The sequence below is a fragment of the Photobacterium sp. MCCC 1A19761 genome (assembly GCF_037389125.1).
Lineage (GTDB): Bacteria > Pseudomonadota > Gammaproteobacteria > Enterobacterales > Vibrionaceae > Photobacterium.
Map to the genome: position 1 here is coordinate 97,057 of NZ_JAZGTF010000007.1, position 17,577 is coordinate 114,633.

The following is a 17,577-nucleotide window of genomic DNA, read 5'->3' on the forward strand; positions in this document are numbered from 1 at the left end:
CTAACACAAATCGTTTCATTTTCTTCTCCGCCTACGGCTAAAACTGGGTCGATTCACATGGCAACCCGCACAACGGGCTGCCATCGAAACTCAAATGGATTGACTTAGATTTTGGTGATTTTGATCGGACACTTCTTAAAGTCAGTCTGCTTGGACAGTGGATCCGTGGCATCAAGGATCAGCTTGTTGACCAGGATCCGGGCGTCAAAGAACGGCACGAATACCAGACCAACCGGCGGACGATTCCGGCCGCGTGTCTCGACCCGGCAGCGGACTTCACCGCGACGGGACGCCAGCAAGACCTCATCGCCCCGGCGCAAACCGCGCAAGCGAGCATCATCGGGATGGATGTAACACACGGCATCTGGTACCGCTTTGTAGAGCTCCGGCACCCGGCGGGTCATGGTGCCGGTGTGCCAGTGCTCCAGCACCCGGCCGGTACACAACCACAGGTCGTATTCCTGATCCGGCACTTCCGGCGCCGGTTCAAACGGCGCGAAAATAATGTTCGCTTTGCCGTCGGGCTTACCGTAGAAGCGGTACCCGGCACCTGCCGGCACATACGGATCCGAGCCTTCCACAAACCGCCAGCGGGTCTCTTTGCCGTTCACCACTGGCCAGCGCAGCCCACGCTCCTGATGGTAAACATCATATGGGGCAAGATCGTGGCCGTGGCCGCGACCAAAGGTGGCATACTCCTCGAACAAGCCTTTCTGGACATAGAAGCCCTGCGACTGGGCGTCATCGTTGAGCGCCTGGGCCTGGGCCAGCGGGAACTGGTCAACCTGGCCATTGCGGAACAGGACATCGTACATCGTCTTGCCGCGGTACTGCGGCGCTTTGGCCAGCAGGGCGTCATCCCACACGTCTTCGACTTTGAAGCGTTTGCTGAACTCTATGATCTGCCACAGATCGGATTTCGCATCCCCCTGCGGCGCCACCTGCTGATACCACACCTGGGTCCGGCGCTCGGCGTTACCGTAGGCCCCTTCTTTCTCCACCCACATCGCAGTCGGCAGGATCAGGTCAGCCGCCTGAGCCGTCGCTGTCGGATACGGGTCGGAGCAGACAATAAAGTTCTCAGGATTGCGGTAGCCCGGCAGCCGCTCTTCATTGATATTCGGCCCAGCCTGCATGTTGTTGTTACACATCACCCAGTAGGCATTCATTTTGCCGTCTTTGAGCATCCGGTCCTGCACCACGGCGTGATAACCCGGCTTCGGCGGGATCGTGCCCTCCGGCAACTGCCAGATTTTCTCGGCAATCGCCCGGTGTTTCGGATTGTTCACCACCATATCGGCCGGCAGGCGATGTGAGAAAGTCCCCACTTCACGCGCCGTGCCACAAGCAGACGGCTGGCCGGTCAGCGAGAACGGGCCGCAGCCCGGCTGAGAGATTTTGCCGGTCAGCAGGTGAATGTTGTACACCAGGCTGTTCATCCACACCCCGCGGGTGTGCTGGTTCATCCCCATGGTCCACAGCGACATCACCTTCACTTTTGGATCGGCGTAAAGCTTGGCCATTTCCAGCAAGTTAGCTTCCGGCACGCCAGACATTTGCGCGGCTTTCTCGACGGTATATTCAGCTACTGAAGCCTTGTACTCTTCAAAATTCATCGGATGCAGTTTGCCCGAGTTGGCATTGGCCGCCTTTTGCTGCAGCGGGTGCTCGTCGCGCAACCCGTAGCCGATATCCGTCTCGGCCCGCTTGAAGTGGGTGTGCTTGTTGACGAAATCCCAGTTCACGGCATCGTTCTGAATGATGTAGTTGGCGATAAAGTTGGCAATCGCCAGATCCGTCTGCGGCGCGAACACCATGCCGTTATCGGCCAGCTCAAACGTGCGATGGTAGTACGTCGACAGGACATTCACTTTCACATGCGGATTGCTCAGGCGGCGATCGGTGATCCGGGTCCACAGTACCGGGTGCATTTCGGCCATGTTCGAACCCCACAGCACGAATGCGTCGGCATGTTCAAAGTCGTCATAACAGCCCATCGGCTCATCAATGCCGAAGGTCCGCATAAAGGCACCCACCGCGGAAGCCATACAGTGGCGTGCGTTCGGATCAATATTGTTGGAGCGGAAACCCGCTTTCATCATCTTGGACGCCGCGTAACCTTCCATCACGGTCCACTGCCCGGAGCCAAACATCCCGATCCCGGATGGCCCGTGTTTTTTCAGCGCCGCTTTCCATTTCTCGGCCATGATATCGAAGGCCTGATCCCAGGAAACCGGCTGGAAGTCACCGTCTTTATCAAACTTGCCGTTTTTCATCCGCAACATCGGCGTTTGCAGGCGATCTTTGCCGTACATGATCTTCGACAGGAAATAGCCCTTGATACAGTTGAGGCCTTTATTCACCGGCGCTTCCGGATCCCCTTGCGTCGCGACGACCCGACCATTTTGCGTTCCGACCAGAACTGAACACCCCGTTCCGCAAAAACGACATGGCGCTTTATCCCATTTAATTTTGGTTTCATCGGTACTCACGATTAAGTTCGTCGCTGAGGCAGGCAACGAGATGCCTGCTACAGCTGCTGCCGATGCAGCGGCATTTGCTTTCACAAATGCGCGTCTTGTCATTTTCATGCGTCGTCCTCAGATTGCGAATCAAAGTGTTCGATTTGGTGATACACTAAGAAAGTTGTTAATACGTGCTCTAAGTTATTGATTTTATCTATGGTGTCCGTCACATAGCCCTGGTTCTCCGTCTCCAGCACCACAATGATCTTTCCCTCTGCGCTCTCGCCGTGAATCTCTGTCTTCGGCAACTGTAAAATGGCGTCTTTAACCGCCGCCAGGTACGCAGGCTGAACGTGAACAACCAGACTTGAAATATGAACTTCTTGTAACGCCATGTTGTGGCCTCTTATTCCTGGTTCGATTGGGTCATGGTGATGGCTGAAACCGGGCAGACAGACACACATCCGCCACACCCGGTGCACTGTTGCAAGTCCAGCTCAGGTGTCGCCACCCCGCCCACCTGCAACCGGAACCGGATCGCCTGGGGTTCACAGGCGTCACCGCAACTGCGGCATTCAATCCGTTGCCGGGCCAGGCAACTGTCCCCGATTTGCGCTTTCACCGCCCAGGGTGATGCCGTTTGCGCCTGAAACAGCGGTTCCGGACAAGCCGCTGCACAGCGATAACAGAAGGTGCATTCCCCGCGCTGAAAATCCACCTCGGGAAATCCGCCGTCCCCCTGGACGATAATCTGGGTCTCGCACGCCGCCTGACATTGTCCGCAGCGGGTACAGGCGTCGGTAAATGCCGTGTCTTCTATTGCCCAGGGCAACCGTGGCACAGCTGCTGCCCGGCGTCGGGTCAGGAGTCGTCGGCGGGATGGGTCAAACATAGCGCTCACTCCAGTAACAGGTTCATAACAATGAATAAAGCACATCCTTGGGAAGTTTGGCCCATCCATCCCAAACTTTGGTGGATGAACACCGAACCACAACCCCTCTATTCATAACCCGTCATTTTTTTATACGGCCAGTGTAAATCCGGTAATATTTGCTTAAATACCCAGGAAGGGTTAAATGGGGGTGAACCTTGTTTTGGATCAAAAAAGCAAAATGATAATGCTCACACTATTGCGGACCTGACCGCCCATTCGTCTGAGCTATCAGGTATTGTTGGGAGGAATCAATGGAGAACGCAGCCCTGGCCAGTACTGAGCATATGCATGACAAGCACAACCTTCACCCGCAAGAACATCACATGAACAAACGCCCGCTCAAGCCCGTGACCACCACCATCGCCCGGGCCATGCTGGTGATTTTGCTGCTTTCGGTCACCACCACCAGCTTCGCTCTGCTGACGCTGGCTTCGAGCCTCAATGATGCAGAAGCCATTAATGTCTCCGGCTCGATGCGGATGCAAAGCTACCGGCTGGCTTACGATGTACAAACCCAGTCGCCGCAGTTACCGGCCCACCTGGCACAGTTCGAACAATCTCTGTTTTCAACCTCGATGGTCGCCCTGGAGCACTGGACGGTCCCGAATGACATCAAGCAACACTACCTCAGCCTAATCGAGCGCTGGCAGTCTCTGCAGCACCTACTCCAGCGCGGCGAGCCACAAGGCTTCCTCGGTGAAATCGTCAGTTTCGTGGATGATCTTGACCGCTTTGTTTTTGAATTGCAGGAATTTTCGGAGATCAAGCTACAATTTCTGTCGATCATCGGCGGGCTCGGACTCAGCCTGATCCTGCTGGTAGCCCTGTTCACTATCCACTTTACCCGACGCCAAATCGTCTCGCCGCTCAACCAGCTGGTGGCGGCCAGTGAGCAGATCCAAAGCGGCCGGTTTGATATCAAACTGGCAGTCAAAAGTGACAACGAACTGGGCATTCTGGCCGGGACGTTCAGCCAAATGGCAACAGAACTCGGCAAACTGTATCGCGGCATGGAGCAGACTGTGGCGGAAAAGACCCGCCGGTTACGCCATGCCAATGAATCACTGCAAGTGCTCTACCAATGTTCGCAAGAGCTGTCGGTAAGCCGCTTGTCATCGCAGCATTTCTCAGCCATGCTCGATACCCTGATCAATATTGAAGGACTGACTGCGGCCAAGCTGGTGATCGACGAAAGCAATGGACGCAATACCGAAATTGCCGCAGGCACGGCGAACAACGGGGCCTGGCATTACCAGGATCTGGAACTGGACGGCCAAGTTCTCGGGCAACTGTGGTGGCAGTACACCCTGCCCTGTCCGGACAAGAACCTGATTGATAACCTCGCCCGCACCCTCGCCCGCGGGATCTACTACAACCGCGCCCAGAAACAGGCTGAGCAGTTGCTGCTGATGGAAGAGCGGGCAACCATTGCCCGGGAATTACATGATTCGCTGGCGCAATCCCTGTCTTATCTCAAAATCCAGATGACTTTGCTCAAACGCCAGCTCAGCAACCACCAGCACGACAGTGCGATGGCGATTATCAGCGAGATTGATCAGGGCCTGTCCGGGGCTTATACCCAGCTGCGGGAGCTGCTCAGTACCTTCCGCCTAACGATTAAGGAAGCCAACTTCGGCGAAGCGCTAGTGGAAATGCTGAAGCCCCTCGATGAGCAAACCGATGCTATGCTCATCATAGAGAACCATCTGTCATCGCTGAACCTGGATGCCCACCACCAGGTCCATCTGCTGCAACTGATCCGTGAGGCAGTACTGAACGCCATTAAACATGCCGAAGCAGATGAAATCACGGTGCACTGTGCCCAGGATGGCGAGCAGGTGAATATTCTGATCACCGATGATGGCCAGGGTTTTGACCCGGCCGATGAAAAACGCAATCACTACGGACTGGCCATCATGATCGAGCGCGCATCCCGCCTGCATGGTGAGCTTTCGATTCACACAACCCTAGGCGCTGGCTGCAAAGTCGCCCTAAGTTTTTCGCTTGATCCTCAAGGATAATAACGATGACACACTGGAAATTAATGATCGTGGATGATCACCCGCTGATCCGTCGGGGGATCAGTCAGCTGCTGAGTTTTGAACCTGAATTCGACATTATCGCCGAGGCCAGCAACGGCTCCGATGCCGTACGACTAGCCGCGGAACATGAACCGGACCTGATCCTGCTGGATCTGAATATGAAAGGGATGTCCGGCCTGGACACCTTGAATGCCATGCGCGCAGAAGATATTTCGGCCAGGATTGTCGTGCTGACGGTCTCCGACAGCCGCGCAGATATCCGGGCGCTGATCAACGCCGGGGCCGACGGCTACCTCTTGAAAGATACCGAGCCGGACCAGTTGGTCGCGCTGTTGAAGCAAGCGCTGAACGGCGGCAAGGCCTACAGCGATCAGGTGAAAGAATTTCTTGAAGACGACACCGAATATGAATCCCTGCTCGATACACTGACCGACCGGGAGATGCAGATCCTGCGTGAAGTAGCCAAAGGGCACCGCAACCGCCAGATTGCCGAATCCCTGTATATCTCGGAAGCCACCGTCAAGGTTCACATGAAGAGCCTGCTCAAGAAACTTCAGGTGAAATCACGCACCGCAGCCACCGTGCTCTACCTGGAAACCCAGGGATAGCCATCTGCCGCGGTCAATCACCATTGCAGTTCAATCCGCCGACGGACAGGTTATCCACTGTCCATCGGCCTCCATCGCTGCATCTACGAAACCTTGGTCACGGCAGCCATCAGCCGGACACGGATGTAATGATATCCTGCTCTTTGGACACCACCCACTGTAAGTCAAACGGTCCCCAGTCGCTCAGTTGATAATAGCCATCATTATGGCGTTTGCCATCCTGCACAAAGGCCAGCTCGATCCCGAAACCGGGCAACGCCTTGAGTACATCCTGAATCGTACGACGTGGCCAGCCGGTAATTTCGATGAGCTTCGGCACATTCGGCCGCTCGACCTTTTCAACCAACAGGGCTAAATATAAACGACGGGCAAAAACCGGATTCAATTCCATTGAGACCTCCAATCTGTAATGGTTAGTTATTATTCCGACTTCTGCTGCGGGGATGTTGCGTTTGATCAATATGAAGTGAAATTTCGCCATGCCGGCGTTCATTTCACGATGAAGCGCGAATTTCAGGACTTTTCACCATCATATTGGGGGAGCTGACGACGCGCTCAAACCAGACACACGCAAACAAACAGGCCGGGCCAAAGGCCCGGCCTGGTTATCCGAATCGCTCATTTGACGCGGCTTGGCTTAGAAGCTGTAGCCGGCAGACAGCATGAAGACCCAAGGATCGATCTCGGTGTTGATCGATACTGGGTTACCTTCCAAGGTGAAGTTCACATCAGTTTCAATGTCGGCATACCAGACAGACGCACCGACATACCAGTTATCTTTCACCTGATAGTCCAGGCCGACATTAGCCGCCAGTCCCCAGGAATCATCCAGTGACAGATTAGCTAATCCCGCATCTTTGGCTTTACCGTTGAAATCTTCGTTAAAAAAGGTGGTGTAGTTCAGGCCGGCACCGACATATGGGCGCAACTTGCTGTTGCTGTCCATAAAGTAGTATTGAACCATCAGTGTCGGCGGCAGGTGTTCCACTTCGGCGATATCGCCCATCGGGCCCAATGACACGGTGTGCTTGAACGGCGTTGCCGCCAGCAATTCAATACTGAGGTTATCGGTGAGCATATACCCCACGGTCAGACCCAGTTGGGTATCAGAATCAATGCCGAACTCGCCGGCACCAGCGACATCATCGCTGCTTTCATTCGGCATCACTGTCGCGGCGCCGACACGAACCAGAATGTCGCCTTTCTGGTGAGCAAGAGCCTGAGGTGCAAGGGTCATTGCAGCGAGCACAGCTGCAGCACAAATTGTTGTTTTCATTATTATTGACTCCATTCCTTTTGAAGATCCCGGATGGGAATAAATTGGGCTTCTTATTGAACGGAGCCAAATGTAACGAGATTGAAACCTGCCCGTATTGATTGAAATCAATTTAAAAAAATTAACCACAATAAATAACTCTTGATACAGATCAATAACTTACACCCAGGCACTACAGGTTTCACCCGGTGGGAGGCCCGTGTTACATTTCCCACGCATTTTATGCAACATGACTCGCAATTATTTTTTGATCTGGCACAAGATCACACCTTCGGGAAATTGCAATAACCACTTGTTTTGTAATGTTAAATATCTCAACATCCCAGACCACCTCAAGGCTAGCGGCGAATGCATCGCTCCCCATCAAGACCATTGCGAAGCCCGGGCAATCTCGTTATAAAGGAAGGCCTAGCGATAACAACCAAAAGTCAGTCCCATTATGAGTACAATTGCCTACGGCATTAAGAATTGCGACACCATCAAAAAAATGAAGAAGTGGCTGGATGCGGAAAACATTCCCTACAACTTCCATGACTACCGCGTTGATGGCCTGGATGCAGCCCTGCTGGAAACCTTTGAAGCCCAACTGGGTTGGGAAGCTATGGTCAACAAACGGGGCACCACCTACCGCCAGCTGAGTGATGAACAGAAAGCCGGCCTGAACCGCGAAACTGCCCTGGCTCTGCTGCTGGAATACCCGGCGATGATCAAGCGCCCGCTGCTGGTTCACAACGACAGCTATCACCTCGGCTTCAAGCCGGAGCAATACCAAGCCATTTTTCATGCTCACCAATAAGTAAGGATACAAGGATGTCAGACAGCCCGGTTATCGCTCTGGCGAAAGACTTGATCAGCCGTATTTCCGTGACCCCGGCAGATGCCGGTTGCCAGGACGTGATGATTGAACGTCTTGAAAAGCTCGGTTTTACCATCGAGCCCATGATTTTTGAAGACACAACCAACCTGTGGGCACGTCGCGGCACCGAAGCGCCACTGCTGGTGTTCGCCGGACACACAGATGTCGTCCCGGCCGGGCCGTCAGAGCAATGGCATACCCCGCCGTTTGAGCCCACCATCATTGATGGCTACCTCCACGGCCGTGGGGCCGCCGATATGAAAGGCTCACTGGCCTGCTTCATCGTCGCCATTGAACGCTTTCTGGCAGACAACCCGAACCATCCGGGTTCGATCGGCCTGCTGATCACCTCAGATGAAGAAGGGCCGTTTATCAACGGCACCACCCGGGTGATCGATACCCTGGAAACGCGCAACGAGAAAATCGACATGTGTATTGTCGGTGAGCCCTCCAGTACTCATTTCGTGGGTGATGTGGTGAAGAACGGCCGTCGCGGCTCAATCACCGGGGATATCACCATCAAAGGGACCCAAGGCCATGTCGCTTACCCGCATCTGGCGGATAACCCAGTGCACCGGGCAATGCCGGCGCTGGCAGAACTGGCCGCCACCACCTGGGACAACGGCAACGACTATTTCCCGCCGACCAGCTTCCAGATTGCCAACTTACAGGCCGGCACCGGCGCGTCGAATGTGATCCCGGGTGAGTTCCATGTCCAGTTCAATTTCCGCTTCAGCACTGAACTGACTGCCGATGATATCAAGCGAAAAGTGCATTCCGTGCTCGACGCCCACGGTCTGGACTATGATCTGAAGTGGACCTTCAGCGGCCATCCGTTCCTGACCGATGAGGGCACACTGCTGGCTGCGGTGGTCGAGGCCATTGAAGAGGTCAACCACCAGAAACCCGCGCTCCTGACCACCGGTGGCACCTCGGACGGACGCTTTATCGCCCGTACCGGCGCCCAGGTTGTGGAGCTGGGGCCGGTAAACGCGACCATTCATAAAGTGAACGAATGCGTGAAAGTAGCCGACCTGGAAAAGCTGACGGATATGTATCAGAAAATCCTGGAAAAATCTTTGCAATGACCGTTCCTACTGGTGCCCGGCCTCTCACGGCCGGGCAACTCACCGGCCAATCTGAAACCCATCTGGTCAGCCACCAGCAATACCTGCTGCACCACGAGACACACCCGGCATTTCTGGCCTTACAGCAAGCCGCCAAACAGGCCGGATTCGATCTCAGAATTGCCAGCGCGTTTCGTAGCTTCGAGCGCCAGCTGATGATTTGGAACCACAAGTTCAACGGCAACCGGCCGCTGCTGGACAGCAACAGCCAGCCGGTCGACGCCGCATCGCTCAGTGAGCTTGACCGCATTCATACCATTATGCGCTGGTCGGCCCTGCCCGGTGCGAGCCGTCATCACTGGGGCACGGATCTTGACGTCTATGCGGCCAACTGCCTGCCGGACGGGGTCAACCTGCAATTAGAGCCCTGGGAGTATGCGCCGGGCGGCCATCAGGCCGAATTCAGCCAATGGTTGCAGGCGTCCCTCGCCATGTTCGACTTTTATTTACCCTACGCTGAAGATCGCAACGGCGTTGCGGTGGAGCCCTGGCACATCAGCCATGCGCCCGTCAGCTCGCCCCTGCTGGCCCAACTGACGCCCGAGTTGCTCCATCGCACACTTCATGCCAGCCAAATCGCTGGAAAGTCGCAGATTTTGGCAAATCTTGATACGCTTTATACAAGGTACATTGCAAATGTTTGTGAGGTTTAAATGGCGGAATGGCTCCTTAACCCCTGGGTGATCTCGATCATTATCGTCAGTGTGATCGTCAGTAACATTGCAGCAATCAAATACACGGCCAATATGAAGTTTGGCTACCGGGATAAAGTCAAATACATGCAAGAGAAACACAAGCGCGAACAGGCGCAGCAGGACGACCCGGACAGCAATTCTCACAGTGCCGAGCAAAGCAACGACAGCGAACGCCGCGATCACTGAGCACACTCAATCAAGAAACGCACTCCATAAAAAAGCGAGCGTCAACGACACTCGCTTTTTTGTCTTCGCACTTTCTCGTTTCCCATGGAACCAGACCCAGAGCAATCAGCCCACAGTCAGTCTTGTGAGAACAAAGAACAAGCGCGGAGTTTACGCATGTAAATGAGCACTTGTGATGCAGTTATCGCAAGACTGACGACTGGCTGTTTGTTACGGGCGAGACAAGTAATCTGCCACCCCCACCCATTTATAGCTGGTCAGCTCTTCCAGCCCCATCGGGCCGCGAGCGTGTAGTTTCTGAGTTGAAACGGCCACTTCCGCACCCAGGCCAAACTGTGCGCCGTCGGTAAAGCGAGTAGATGCATTGACATACACTGCAGCGGAGCCGGCGGCATTGACGAACCGCTCGGCGGCCTGCAGGTTGTTGGTCAGGATCGCATCAGAATGGCTGGCATTGTGGCGGCGCATGTGGGCGATCGCTTCATCAACATCCTTGACGAGTTTCACGCCCAAGGTATAGCTGAGCCATTCGGTATCAAAGTCCCCTTCTGAGACAGGGCGCAGCGAAGCAGCCTTGCCTTCCAGCAGGGCAAAACTGCCCTCATCGGCGACAAAGGCCACGTTCGGCTTATTCAGCCGCTCGGCAAGGCGTGGCAGAAACGCTTCCGCCACGCCTTCGTGCACCAGCAGGGTATCGAGGGCGTTACAGGCCGACGGGCGCTGTACCTTGGCATTTTCGACCACATCAATGGCGCGGGCCAGGTCGGCGCTATCATCCACATACACATGACTGATGCCGAATCCGCCGATAATTACCGGAATCGTGCTGTTTTCCTTACACATTTTGTGCAGGCCGGCACCACCGCGCGGGATGATCATATCGACGTACTGATCCATTTTCAGCAATTGAGACACCAGCTCACGGTCCGGTTTCTCAATGTACTGCACCGACGCGGCCGGCAGACCCGCTTTCTCAAGCGCGGTCTGGATCACTTTGACCAGCGCCATGTTGGAATGGAAGGTTTCGCGGCCACCGCGCAAAATACTGGCGTTGCCGGTTTTCAGGCACAGCGCCGCAATATCGATGGTCACATTCGGCCGGGCTTCGTAAATCACCCCGACCACTCCCAGCGGCACCCGACGGCGGCTCAGGCGCATACCGTTCTCCAGGACTTTACAGTCCAGCTCGGCACCCACCGGATCATTGAGTCCGATGACATTACGGACATCATTGGCGATACCGCTCAGGCGTTCTTCGTTCAGCAGCAGGCGATCCACCAGCGCGTCACTCATGCCCGATGCTTTTGCCGCTTCAATGTCTTGGGCGTTGGCCGCCAAAATCACATCACGGTTGGCTTCCAGCTCATCGGCAATAATCGCCAGGGCATGATTTTTCTGTTTGGTCGCTGCCGTTGCCAGTGCAAACGCGGCTTGTTGCGCCGCTTGCCCCATCAATTCAAGATCCACTGTCTTCCCCTATTCTTTTCTTATACGTTGATGCTAAACCGACATTGAGTCAGCTCAGATCAGGACCAGATCATCACGGTGAATGGCCACCGGCCCATATTCATAGCCCAACACCTGATGAATTTCCTGGCTGTGTTTGCCGGCAATTTTCGCTATATCCCGGCTTGAATAGCGGCAGATCCCGCGTGCCAGCAACACGCCCTGGGCATTGAAAATCCGGGTCACTTCCCCGCGCTCAAATTCACCTTTCACGGTCAGGATCCCTTTCGACAACAGGCTGCTGCCGCGCTGCTGAACCGCCACAGCCGCACCGTCATCAATCACGATGTCCCCGGCAGGTGGTGGCCCGGCCAGGATCCAACGTTTACGGCTCTCCAGCGGCGATTCCAACGGCAGGAAGCGGGTTCCCACCGATTCACCCCGGACCAGATCAGCAATCACTTCCGGACGGCTGCCTGCTGCGATGACGACTTCGATCCCGGCCCGACGGGCAACATCCGCGGCTTGCAGCTTGGTTGCCATGCCGCCGGTGCCCAAACCGCCGACGCTCCCGCCAGCCAGTTTGTGCAGGGTTTCATCAATCGTGTGCACTTCGCGGATCAATTCCGCCTCCGGATTCCGGCGCGGATCGGCCGTAAACAGGCCCGGCTGATCGGTCAGCAACAGCAGTTTATCGGCGGAGGTCAAGATACCCACCAGGGCGGACAGGTTATCGTTATCGCCCACTTTGATTTCCGTGGTCGCCACGGCATCATTCTCATTGACGACCGGAATAATCCCGTTGTCCAGCAGCGCAACGATCATATCGCGCGCATTGAGGAAGCGCTCACGGTCATCAAGATCGGCCCGGGTCAGCAACATTTGCCCGACATGCAGGCCATAAATTCCGAACAGGCGCTCCCATTCCTGGATCAAACGGCTCTGGCCGACGGCCGCCAGCAATTGTTTGCTGGCCATGGTTTTGGGGAGTTCGGGGTATCCCAGATGCTCGCGCCCTGCTGCAATCGCTCCGGAAGTCACCAGGATCACCTTGTGACCTTGCTTGCGCAAGGATGCACACTGGCGAACCAACTCGACCATATGGGCGCGATCCAGCTGCAGGGTCCCACCGGTCAATACACTGGTGCCCAGTTTAATGACAATGGTTTGCTGAGGGGAATGAACCGACTGAGTGTCGGAAGCGTGCGCGCCGGAAAACGTCTGCGCGGTCACCTGAAAATGATTCGTCTCTGCCATTGGGATAAACAACTGTGATGAAAAAAAGATTACCCGATGTTTTATCAATCCCCTTGGTAGATCACAAGAAAAATGCGCTGAAAAGCGCATTTATCAAGTCAGTAGCGCGTTACACGAGGCCGCAACTAATCAGGCCGGGCTTCCCAGCTCAGCTTCCTCCAGCTCCCGTGCCGGGGTGACGGTCAAATTCAGCTCATCCTGAAGCAGGCCGGTCAACTTGGGATAAAAATCATTGAGGGTTTGCAGCACCGCCTGCTCATGCTTGGCTGGAACGGATTCTTTCAACCATTCGCCTTCGCTGTCATAGCGGCCGAAGAAGTATCGATATTCAAAGCCGGTTTCAGTCGCCGACAGGATCAGCCACCAGCCCCAGAACTCTCGTTCTTCGGGCTCTTTTTTGGCGCTGATACAGCTGGCCAGACAATCGAAGAAAAAATAGCCTTCCGATGAGTGCTGCTGACGCAGATAAGGCCCCAGCGCCGTCAGTTTCGTCATCAATCGGCCATGTGGCGGGAAGATTGTTGTAGTCATAGCGTTTCTCCATCCTTAGACAATCGCGCAGGAACAGCAATCGCCGAACATCAGGGTGTCATGCCCAACGCCGCATCCTGTTGTATTCCATTTAAGCTATAACCATCGAAAATGGCAACAGTTTATTTACAACTGTTGCATTTTTCACCACCCTTTTAAGCCAGCTTTTCCTTCAGCCAGTCCACCACGGTGAGCATGGCTCTGTGATACCCATCATGCAGCGGCTTTTCAGGCAAAGTGATCGCTTTCCCGCCACGGCTGGAAATAGCAATCAGCTGATTATCGGTTTCCGGACAGATCGGATCGTGCTTGAGGCTGATGCCCAGCATCGGGATATCAATCTTGCGCCGTCCCAACAGGCCCTGATTCTTCAGCGACCAGGCCGGTAAATGCGAGGTCAGGCTGGCTTTCGAGATCCCCCGTTTGCCCATCCGCGAGGCAATCATGTCCAAATACATGCGCGGCATCTGATCGAGCACGGTCGGGTTTGCCAACGCGTTGTGGATCACCCCCCCAAGGCTGATGCAGGTTTTCAAACGGGTTGGCTCAAGAAAGCCCAACCGAATCGCCGCATTGCCGCCAAAACGCAGCCCGAGCATGGCGACCCGATGGTGGTCAACCCAAGGCACATCCCGGATCTGCTGGAGCAGCGCTTGATGTAAGCGGCTGGTATCTTCCGTGAGCGACCAACGTGCACTATGACCCACCGACGGCATGTCGAGCGTGACCATCGCAAACCCGGCCGGGCCGAGATAATCGTGGTATAAACGCCACAAGTCTGTCTGCAGGGTATCCAGACCGCCAGTGACGACCACGGTCGGCAGCAACTTATCCATCCGGGGCATGTGAATAAAGGCCTGGAAGGTTTTCCCTTCATACTTGACGTCAATGGTTTTCATTTTGGTCGGCAGATGCTTCATCGCCTCCCGGTAGGTCTGGTTGGCCTGGACCTCAGCCTGCGCAGCCAGTTCATCCCCTTTAATGTGGGGATAAGCAGCCACGCTGTAATACATGCTGGCATTGAGCAGGGCTTCCCCGGCCGATGCCTGTTGCCCCTGCTCCACCAGATACCGGGCTTTGTGCTGGTACTTGGCACCGGACTGACACCATTCATAAATCCAGTTACCGGGCTTATACCCAATCACGGTATCGAGCAAGTCATCCCGGGTCCGCGGCGCATTCGCATGGGCCATCCGGGCGAAAATCGCTTCCATTTCAATTGGATCGATTCCTTGCCAGACCCACTGCGGACGTCTCAGCACCCGATACCATCCCACTTCACTGTCCCCGTCAATCGGGTTATGGATCGGCTTATCCGTCACGTGGGCCAACCGGACCAAGCTGGAGGTTTCTTTGGAGGTTTGCCGGGGGGCGAAGAGTTTTTCTGATAAATTGGTTTTTGATGGTTCAGACACAATAGGCTCCACTGATCCGGTGCTCTGGGTACATCAGGCACTTGGGGCTGACCACACAAGCGCTTGTCTTGCCTGTGTACAATCGTTTTGATCTCAATAGTATATCACTGACCTGAAAGGTTCTGTGTGTTGCCGGAAGCAAAAACAAGACCCGTCAGTCAAGTTTTCTGAACTATGCTGAGACGACTGAGGCAGTATTTCAGTGAGGTGGGTATGAAAAATGTAATCGCAGCAGCAAGCCTGCTGATGTTTTCAAATGCCGTATTGGCCTTCGGCAGTGGTGGCGTTCTGGGAGGCAACCCAGGAGAGGCCTCCGGTGCCGTCAAAGCCAGAATAGCGGTGTGTCTTGATGCGTCGGGCCAACAAATCCCCGGTTCTTACCAGACTAAGCTGGACCGGCAATGCCAGGTCACCGGCGATGATAAGATTGATCTCATCAACTACAACAACTTTTACCGCAATAAACCCAACGGCGAGTCCCTGGCTGACATCCGAGCCAGGCGTTCTTCCTGAACTTCTCTCGATCCCAGACAAAAAAGGAGCCACAGGCTCCTTTTTCTCGACTCATCGGGTGAGCCGCTTATTTCTTGGCGATCGGATCAACGAAAGTCACTGCCATATCCCAAGGCTGTTCAATCCAAGTGTCCTGTGAGATATCAACAACATAATCGTCTACCAGGTGCTTACCCGCTGGCTTGGCACACACGGTGACAAACTTAGCTTTCGGATACATCGCACGGATCATCTCTGCCGTACCGCCGGTGTCCACCAGATCGTCAACCACCAGGAAACCTTCGCCGTCACCGTCCGCTTTCTTCAGCACTTTCATCTCACGCTGATGATCATGATCGTAGCTGGAAATACAAACGGTATCGACATGACGGATACCCAGCTCACGCGCCAGGATCGCAGAAGGAACCAGACCACCGCGGCTCACTGCAATAATTCCTTTCCACTGATCAGCCGGAAGCAGCTTCTCAGCCAGCTGACGTGTGTACATTTGCATATTGTCCCAGGTGATGACGAACTTGTTACTCATATCCGATGAACCTCTAAATCAGCGGCTGTGCCGCTGGATATTTATAAAACTGTTATAAGAAGATAATTTTAGCAAGAAACAGAGCTGAGATAGCCCAGACGCTAATATTGACATCCCTTCCCTTGCCGCTCAGGACTTTAACCGCAGCATATGTAATAAAACCAAGGCCAATACCTTCAGCAATTGAGTATGTTAACGGCATTAGCAGGCAAACGACAACTACCGGTGCTGCTTCTGTTAAGTCACGCCAGTCTACACTGACCAAACCGGACATCATCAAAATCGCAACATAGAACAAAGCACCTGCGGTTGCATATGCCGGAACCATCCCCGCCAGTGGTGCAAAGAACAGCGCCAGCAGGAACATCACCCCAACGGTCACCGCAGTAAGACCGGTACGACCGCCCACGGCAACGCCCGATACACTTTCAACAAACGAGGTGGTATTTGAGGTTCCCAGAACAGCCCCGACAGAGGTCGCTGTACTGTCAGCCAGCAACGCACGGTTCAGACGAGGGAGCTTACCGTCTTTATCAATCAGGTCCGCCTTGGTAGCAACGCCCACCAGAGTGCCGGCGGTATCAAACAGATCCACGAACAGGAAGGCAAAGACCACCGACACCAGGCCCACTTCCAGCGCACCGTTAAAGTCCATCTGCATGAAGGTCGGTGCAATGCTCGGTGGCATGGACACGATACCGGCATATTGGATATCACCAAACAGAATCCCCAGCACGGTCACCGCCAGAATGGCAATCAGCACGGCAGCCTTATAGCCGCGATGCACCAGACCAATCGTCAGGAAGAAACCCAGCGAGGCCATCACGGCCGGGAAGCTGGTCAGATCGCCCACATGGACCAGAGTCGCCGGGTTGTCTACCACAATGCCGGAGCTTTGCAGGGCGATAAACGCCAGAAACAGGCCGATACCGGCGGAGATCCCGGTCCGCAGGGCGGTCGGAATGGCATTAATAATCCATTCACGAACCCGGAACACGCTCAGCGCAATAAAACACAAGCCGGAAAAGAAGACCGCTGCCAGCGCAACCTGCCAGGTATGCCCCATGCCCAGAACAACACTGTAAGTAAAGAATGCATTGAGCCCCATGCCCGGTGCCTGTGCAACCGGATAGTTGGCAACAAACCCCATGATAAAACAGCCGACCATGGCAGCCAAACAGGTCGCGACAAACACCGCCCCCTGATCCATCCCCGTTGTCGACAACATCGTCGGGTTCACAAAAATGATGTAAGCCATCGTCAGGAAGGTTGTCACACCGGCGAGCACTTCGGTGCGGACGTCGGTCCCGTGCTCTTTCAGTTTGAAAATTTGCTCAAGCATTGCTCTCGGTTCCTTGGAGATAATCTGTGCTGGTTAATATGGGCAATAGAAAACGTTTGCGCGCTCTATTTTTGGGGGGCGATTATAGTCCCCTTCATTGGTAATTTCCAGCCAATCACGCAATTATCAGTAGCACGTCGCGCCAACTGGGCAAAAGCACAGCACCAAAAAACAAGAGAAACACAAAAACAAACAAAATCAAATACTTAATTAAAATTGATACAGGTCAACTTTTAAACATCAGACTTTTTTAATCATGCCGCAAACGTTTAATATGCACAGGGTTAATGATGAAAACAGCGCTTAACCTGCGATGTAATCGAATACACGCGAAAGCAACCGATCTGACGGTTGATAT

The 17,577-nt window shown here is 54.5% G+C and carries 18 protein-coding genes; 7 read left to right on the top strand and 11 right to left on the bottom strand.

The genetic code is table 11. The features are described from left to right. Positions 1–104: 104 nt before the first annotated feature. The 3 genes from napA to napF are packed head-to-tail and all read right to left on the bottom strand — an operon-like array spanning position 105 to position 3,357. A complete protein-coding gene (gene napA, locus VV869_RS09625; RefSeq protein WP_337734735.1) occupies positions 105–2,591 on the bottom strand; it encodes a periplasmic nitrate reductase subunit alpha in 2,487 nt (828 codons plus the stop codon). Beyond that, positions 2,588–2,860: a chaperone NapD gene (locus tag VV869_RS09630; protein WP_337734736.1), complete on the bottom strand. Its 273-nt coding sequence runs from the start codon at positions 2,858–2,860 to the stop codon at positions 2,588–2,590. Before VV869_RS09630 ends, napA begins: the two co-directional genes overlap by 4 nt. Before the next feature lie 11 nt (positions 2,861–2,871). After that, positions 2,872–3,357, bottom strand: a complete 486-nt coding sequence (gene napF, locus VV869_RS09635) for a ferredoxin-type protein NapF (RefSeq protein WP_337734737.1) — start codon at positions 3,355–3,357, stop codon at positions 2,872–2,874. A 365-nt stretch (positions 3,358–3,722) separates the two neighbouring features. Between napF and narQ the strand changes: the two genes are divergently transcribed. Both narQ and VV869_RS09645 read left to right on the top strand, forming a co-directional pair. Further along, positions 3,723–5,420, top strand: coding sequence for a nitrate/nitrite two-component system sensor histidine kinase NarQ (gene narQ, locus VV869_RS09640; RefSeq protein ID WP_337734817.1), 1,698 nt, complete (start codon positions 3,723–3,725; stop codon positions 5,418–5,420). A 5-nt stretch (positions 5,421–5,425) separates the two neighbouring features. Next, positions 5,426–6,049, top strand: coding sequence for a response regulator (locus VV869_RS09645; RefSeq protein ID WP_337734738.1), 624 nt, complete (start codon positions 5,426–5,428; stop codon positions 6,047–6,049). 109 nt (positions 6,050–6,158) lie between these two features. Here VV869_RS09645 and VV869_RS09650 read toward each other — a convergent pair whose 3' ends face one another. Continuing rightward, entirely contained in the window at positions 6,159–6,440 is a 282-nt protein-coding gene (locus VV869_RS09650) for a winged helix-turn-helix domain-containing protein (protein ID WP_261600687.1), read from the bottom strand. A 246-nt stretch (positions 6,441–6,686) separates the two neighbouring features. Then, the gene (gene ompW / locus VV869_RS09655) at positions 6,687–7,325 is read right to left on the bottom strand and encodes an outer membrane protein OmpW (RefSeq protein WP_337734739.1); all 639 of its coding nucleotides are present in this window, start codon (positions 7,323–7,325) and stop codon (positions 6,687–6,689) included. A gap of 439 nt (positions 7,326–7,764) precedes the next feature. Here ompW and VV869_RS09660 point away from each other — a divergent pair, with 439 nt between their 5' ends. From VV869_RS09660 to VV869_RS09675, 4 genes are read left to right on the top strand one after another with little or no spacing between them, the layout of a single operon-like run. Further along, positions 7,765–8,121, top strand: a complete 357-nt coding sequence (locus VV869_RS09660) for an ArsC family reductase (protein WP_337734740.1) — start codon at positions 7,765–7,767, stop codon at positions 8,119–8,121. 14 nt (positions 8,122–8,135) lie between these two features. Beyond that, positions 8,136–9,269: a succinyl-diaminopimelate desuccinylase gene (gene dapE, locus VV869_RS09665; RefSeq protein ID WP_337734741.1), complete on the top strand. Its 1,134-nt coding sequence runs from the start codon at positions 8,136–8,138 to the stop codon at positions 9,267–9,269. Next, a complete protein-coding gene (locus VV869_RS09670; protein WP_337734742.1) occupies positions 9,266–9,961 on the top strand; it encodes a M15 family metallopeptidase in 696 nt (231 codons plus the stop codon). The genes dapE and VV869_RS09670 overlap by 4 nt, the downstream gene beginning before the upstream one ends. Then, positions 9,962–10,189 (top strand): DUF2897 family protein, encoded by a 228-nt coding sequence (locus tag VV869_RS09675; RefSeq protein WP_337734743.1) that lies wholly within the window; start codon positions 9,962–9,964, stop codon positions 10,187–10,189. It abuts the gene before it with no gap. Between the two features lie 210 nt (positions 10,190–10,399). On the opposite strand, the gene VV869_RS09680 is transcribed toward VV869_RS09675, so the two are convergent. From VV869_RS09680 to frsA, 4 genes are all read right to left on the bottom strand, one after another. Beyond that, positions 10,400–11,656, bottom strand: a complete 1,257-nt coding sequence (locus tag VV869_RS09680; RefSeq protein WP_337734744.1) for a glutamate-5-semialdehyde dehydrogenase — start codon at positions 11,654–11,656, stop codon at positions 10,400–10,402. 54 nt (positions 11,657–11,710) lie between these two features. After that, entirely contained in the window at positions 11,711–12,892 is a 1,182-nt protein-coding gene (gene proB, locus VV869_RS09685; RefSeq protein WP_337734745.1) for a glutamate 5-kinase, read from the bottom strand. Positions 12,893–13,021: 129 nt separating this feature from the next. Beyond that, positions 13,022–13,423, bottom strand: a complete 402-nt coding sequence (gene crl / locus VV869_RS09690) for a sigma factor-binding protein Crl (RefSeq protein WP_337734746.1) — start codon at positions 13,421–13,423, stop codon at positions 13,022–13,024. A gap of 155 nt (positions 13,424–13,578) precedes the next feature. Next, the gene (frsA, locus tag VV869_RS09695) at positions 13,579–14,838 is read right to left on the bottom strand and encodes an esterase FrsA (protein WP_337734747.1); all 1,260 of its coding nucleotides are present in this window, start codon (positions 14,836–14,838) and stop codon (positions 13,579–13,581) included. Between the two features lie 213 nt (positions 14,839–15,051). On the opposite strand from frsA, the gene VV869_RS09700 reads away from it, so the two are divergent. After that, a complete protein-coding gene (locus VV869_RS09700) occupies positions 15,052–15,351 on the top strand; it encodes a hypothetical protein (RefSeq protein WP_337734748.1) in 300 nt (99 codons plus the stop codon). A 67-nt stretch (positions 15,352–15,418) separates the two neighbouring features. Here VV869_RS09700 and gpt read toward each other — a convergent pair whose 3' ends face one another. Beyond that, a complete protein-coding gene (gpt, locus tag VV869_RS09705) occupies positions 15,419–15,877 on the bottom strand; it encodes a xanthine phosphoribosyltransferase (protein ID WP_337734749.1) in 459 nt (152 codons plus the stop codon). 52 nt (positions 15,878–15,929) lie between these two features. Further along, positions 15,930–17,219: an NCS2 family permease gene (locus tag VV869_RS09710; RefSeq protein ID WP_337734750.1), complete on the bottom strand. Its 1,290-nt coding sequence runs from the start codon at positions 17,217–17,219 to the stop codon at positions 15,930–15,932. Positions 17,220–17,577 lie beyond the last annotated feature (358 nt).